Origin of the sequence: Nocardioides stalactiti (genome assembly GCF_014180715.1) — a bacterium.
In the GTDB taxonomy this organism is placed as follows: Bacteria; Actinomycetota; Actinomycetes; order Propionibacteriales; family Nocardioidaceae; genus Nocardioides; species Nocardioides stalactiti.
Window position 1 is genome coordinate 1 of sequence record NZ_JACEFC010000198.1, and the last position, 4064, is coordinate 4064.

Annotated in this window: 5 protein-coding genes; 2 read left to right on the forward strand and 3 right to left on the reverse strand. The window is 72.0% G+C overall.

The genetic code is table 11. The annotated features are described in order from the left end of the window. Both H0487_RS21975 and H0487_RS21980 read left to right on the forward strand, forming a co-directional pair. Window positions 1-394 (forward strand): enoyl-CoA hydratase-related protein (locus H0487_RS21975; RefSeq protein WP_246384282.1); only part of this gene is annotated, 394 nt, incomplete at its 5' end. Window positions 395-645: 251 nt separating this feature from the next. Continuing rightward, window positions 646-1605 (forward strand): type IV toxin-antitoxin system AbiEi family antitoxin, encoded by a 960-nt coding sequence (locus H0487_RS21980; protein WP_183096343.1) that lies wholly within the window; start codon window positions 646-648, stop codon window positions 1603-1605. An 89-nt stretch (window positions 1606-1694) separates the two neighbouring features. On the opposite strand, the gene H0487_RS21985 is transcribed toward H0487_RS21980, so the two are convergent. The 3 genes from H0487_RS21985 to H0487_RS24060 all read right to left on the reverse strand — a co-directional run. Continuing rightward, window positions 1695-2795, reverse strand: a complete 1101-nt coding sequence (locus H0487_RS21985) for a hypothetical protein (RefSeq protein WP_183096344.1) — start codon at window positions 2793-2795, stop codon at window positions 1695-1697. Continuing rightward, window positions 2792-3745 carry a hydroxymethylglutaryl-CoA lyase gene (locus H0487_RS21990; RefSeq protein WP_183096345.1) on the reverse strand — a complete coding sequence of 318 codons (954 nt, stop codon included), beginning with the start codon at window positions 3743-3745 and terminating at the stop codon, window positions 2792-2794. The genes H0487_RS21985 and H0487_RS21990 overlap by 4 nt, the downstream gene beginning before the upstream one ends. Next, window positions 3738-4064 (reverse strand): acyl-CoA carboxylase biotin carboxyl carrier protein subunit (locus tag H0487_RS24060; RefSeq protein WP_183096346.1); only part of this gene is annotated, 327 nt, incomplete at its 5' end. The genes H0487_RS24060 and H0487_RS21990, both read right to left, overlap by 8 nt.

The following is a 4064-nucleotide window of genomic DNA, read 5'->3' on the forward strand; positions in this document are numbered from 1 at the left end:
GATCTTCGGCGTGTACTGCCGCCGCTGGGGCGTCCCCCTCATCGACGGCGGCACCATCCGCCTGCCCCGGCTGATCGGCCACTCCCACGCGCTCGACCTGATCCTCACCGGCCGCGGCGTCGGCGCCGACGAGGCGCTGCGGATGGGCCTGGCCAACCGGGTCAGCGCCCCCGGTGCCGCTCTCGATGAGGCCATCGCCCTCGCCGAGCAGATCGCCGCGTTTCCGCAGACCTGCCTGCAGCAGGACCGGTTGTCGTCGTACGAGCAGCACGGCCTGCCGCTCGACCGCGCCCTCGACGTCGAGTGGGTCCACGGCGGCCGCTCGCTGCTCGAGGCCGTGACGGGTGCCGCCCGGTTCCGCGACGGTGCCGGTCGCGGCGGCACCTTCTCCTGACCGCCGAGTCGCCCCTCTTGCGGGGCCGAGTTGCCCCTCTTGCGGGCCCGAATCGCCCTCTTGCGGGCCCGAGTCGCGCCTCTTGCGGGTGCGAGTTGCCGGTCTTGCGGGTCCGAGTTGCCCCTCTTGCGGGGCCGAATTGCCGGTCCTGCGGGCCCAGTTCGGTCGAGCGCGCTGTGGAAACCGGTTGTCCTCCACAGGCGATCGAGCCAGCAGACGTCCTCAGGTGCTGAGGCGGCTGTCGTAGGGGGATGGCTCACGACATTCCACACGACCGCCCGTTCACCACTGCCGACCTGATGGCCCGCGGCATCTCGCGCCACCGGCTTCAGCAACGGCTCCTCGACGGCACCGTCCGTCAGCTCCTGTACGGCGTCTACGTGCCGGCTGACTGGGGAGATTCGCCGGCCGCCAAGGCGCGAGCTGCCGCACTCGTGGTGCCAGCGCACTGCGTCGTGACCGATCGCTCCGCCGCGTCGCTCCACGGGATCGACCTGCACGACGCCGTCGAGCGCGACGTTGCGCCTGTGCTGGAGATCGTGAGCGTCGGCGGTGCTCGTGCCACGCGTCGCGCCGGCGTGCTCGGTGGCAATCGAGCGCTCCGTCCGGACGAGATCACCGTCATTGATGGAGTGCGGGTGACCACCGTGCTGCGAACCGCTTGTGACATCGCATGCCTTCGCGGACGGTGGCGGGCGATCGGAGCGCTCGACGCGTTCCGCACGGCGTACGGCATCTCCGAGGCGGACCTGGTGGCGATGCTGCCGCGCTTCCGCGCGCGCCGAGGGGTCACCCAACTGCGAGAGCTGGTCCCGCTTTCTCGAACCGGGGTCGACTCCCAACCCGAGTCGTGGATCCGGATCACGATCTACGACGAGGGCTATCCGATGCCGGCTGCCCAGGTCTGGGTATGGGTCGACGGATGGGGGCGGGCGAAGATCGAGAATGCCTGGGAGCATCTCCGGATCGGTGTCGAGTACGACGGTCTCGAGTTCCACTCCTCGCCCGAGGATCGAGCGCACGATCAGAAGCGGCGCGCCGCGCTTGCGGCAGCAGGTTGGATCATCATCGTCGTACGACGCGACGGCCTGACCCTCGAAGGACGCGCGACGTGGCTCGCGGAGCTCGGCGCGGCGTACGGGAGTCGGGCGCCCGCCTTCGGTCGTCGTACCTATGCACGAGCCCCGGAGCAGCGGCGGCGAGGTCGCTGAGCCAGGCAACTCGGCCCCGCAACCCAGGCAACTCGGCCCCGCAACCCAGGCAACTCGGCCCTGCAAGGTGGGCAACTCGGCGGAAGGGGTCAGGGTTCGAGGCGGCGCTTGAGCTCGCGGGTGGCGCGGGCGGCGAGGCCGTGGGGGTCGGGCCGGCGGGCGGCTTCGGCGGTCATCGCGCTGAGGGCGCCGACGGCGGCCCGGGTGATGGCCTGCTTCTTGACCCGGTCGGGGTTGTGCCAGCGCTGGGCGGGGTCGGGACGCTGCGGACGGAGCTCGTCCAGGTCCCCGATGACGTCGATGCCGCTGGCGCGGATCCACTCCAACGAGCGCTCGGTGCGCTCCTCGACCCAGTCATAGCTGTCGGGGCGGAGCGTGACCGGCGACGAGCGGTGGTGGAAGAGCGAGCCGTCGGCGACCATCCGCCGCAGCAGCTCGTCGTACTCCCCTTCGCGCGCGACCTTGCGCCCGAGCTCCTGGTTGAGCTGGCGCAGCACCTGGGTCTCGGCGACGCCGAGCGACTTGTTGGCGGCGTCGCTGTCGAGCGGTGCCCACGCCGGGTCGATGTCGAGCGCGCGGCACATCCGCGTCCACAGGGTGTCCTCGACGCCGTCAGCCGGCGCCTTCCCCTTCGCTGGTACGACGACGAGGTGGATCCGCTCCGGCGGCACCGCGATCCCCCAGGACGACAGCACGTCGGGGATGTCGAAGGCCTGCATCATGAACGGCTTGCCCATCCGGGAGCGCCGCAGGAACTTGCGGAACGTCCACGCCCGGCCCTGCTTGACGCTCTCCTGCCAGGCGGCCGCCAGCTGACGGGCCAGGTCCCGCGCCGAGTAGACGATGTGGACCTCGCTGCCCGACAGGTCGTTCATCGCCCGTTGGATCACCTTCGCCGGCGCCGGCGCCAGGATCTCGTGGCTGATGATCACATTGCCGTCGAGGCGTCGGGTCTTGCGCATCAGGGCGTCCCAGGCGCCCTCGGCGTGGCCGGGCGCGCCGCCCCAGTCCTGCTCGGTGAGGTCGAGCGCAGCCCGGAACTGCGAGAGCTCGGGTCGTGCGAGCCGGCCGGTGGCCGGGAAGTGGACCCCGTGGTCGGCAAGCGTGCGCGTGTTGCGACCGAGTCGCGACTGGATGTAGGTCGTCCCTGTCTTCGGCGCACCGATGTGCAGGTGAACGACCCTGGTCATGCCGGTGATTGTGCCAGCGCGCGCACCACGGCGGACGGGCTGGGCCGACCGAGGTGCCCGGCCATCCACGTACTGGTGTCCACGACGGTGCGCAGGTCCACCCCGTGCTCGATCCCCAGACCGTCGAGGAACCACACCAGGTCCTCGGTCGCGAGGTTGCCGGTCGCGCTGCGCGCGTAGGGGCAGCCGCCCAGTCCGCCGGCCGAGGCGTCGTACGTCGTCACCCCGGCCTGGAGGCCCGCGTGCACGTTGGTGAGGGCCTGGCCGTAGGTGTCGTGGAAGTGGAGGGCGAGCCGGGAGCGGTCGACGCCTGCCGCGGCGAACGCCTCGACGAGCGCGCGGACGTGGCCCGCGGTCGCGACGCCGATGGTGTCGCCGAGGCTGAGCTGGGCGCAGCCGAGGTCGAGCAGCCGCTTCCCGACCCCGACGACCTGGTCGACGGCGACCGGGCCCTCCCACGGGTCGCCGAAGCACATCGAGACGTACCCGCGGACGTGCATGCCGGCAGCGAGCGCCCGCGTGATCGTCGGCTCGAACATCTCGAACTGGGTCGCGAGCGTCCGGTTGAGGTTGCGCGCGGCGAACGTCTCGGTGGCCGACGCGAACACGGCGACGTGGCGCAGCCCGAGCTCGAGGGCCCGGTCGAGACCGCGCTCGTTGGGGACGAGGACCGGCAGCGCCCGAGCCCGGTCGCCGAGATCGGCGAGGAGCCCGGTCATCAGGTCGGCCGCGTCGGCCAGCTGCGGCACCCACTTCGGGTGGACGAAGCTCGTCGCCTCCACCACCGGCAGGCCGGCGGCGAGCAGGCGCCGCACGAACTCCGCCTTGACCGCGGTCGGCACCAGCGACTGCTCGTTCTGGAGGCCGTCGCGCGCGCCGACCTCGTAGATGGTCACCCGCGAGGGCAGTCCCGGCTCGGGGACCACCATCGGGAGGGCGAGCTCACTCATCCGCTGCCTCCACGGTGAAGAGTGGGGCCCCGAGCGGTACCTGCTCGCCGGCGGTCGCGGCGACGACCGTGACCACGCCGTCGTACGGCGCCTTGAGCGCGAGCTCCATCTTCATCGCCTCGACCACACCGAGGACGTCACCGGCCGCGACCGCGTCTCCCTCGGCCACCCGGACCGCGAGCACGGTGCCGGGCATCGGGGCGACGACGGTGCCGTCCCCGACCTCGGCGCCGTGGTCGGCGCCCGCGTCGGGACGCGCGAACACGTACCGCTGGCCGCGGTGGGCGAGCTCGACCCCGTGCGCCGTCACGACGGCCAC

Bases quoted from the DNA above. Each gene is read 5' to 3' on its own strand.
- H0487_RS21980 (WP_183096343.1), top strand. From the start codon at position 646: ATGGCTCACGACATTCCACACGACCGCCCGTTCACCACTGCCGACCTG.
- H0487_RS21985 (WP_183096344.1), bottom strand. From the start codon at position 2,795: ATGACCAGGGTCGTTCACCTGCACATCGGTGCGCCGAAGACAGGGACG.
- H0487_RS21990 (WP_183096345.1), bottom strand. From the start codon at position 3,745: ATGAGTGAGCTCGCCCTCCCGATGGTGGTCCCCGAGCCGGGACTGCCC.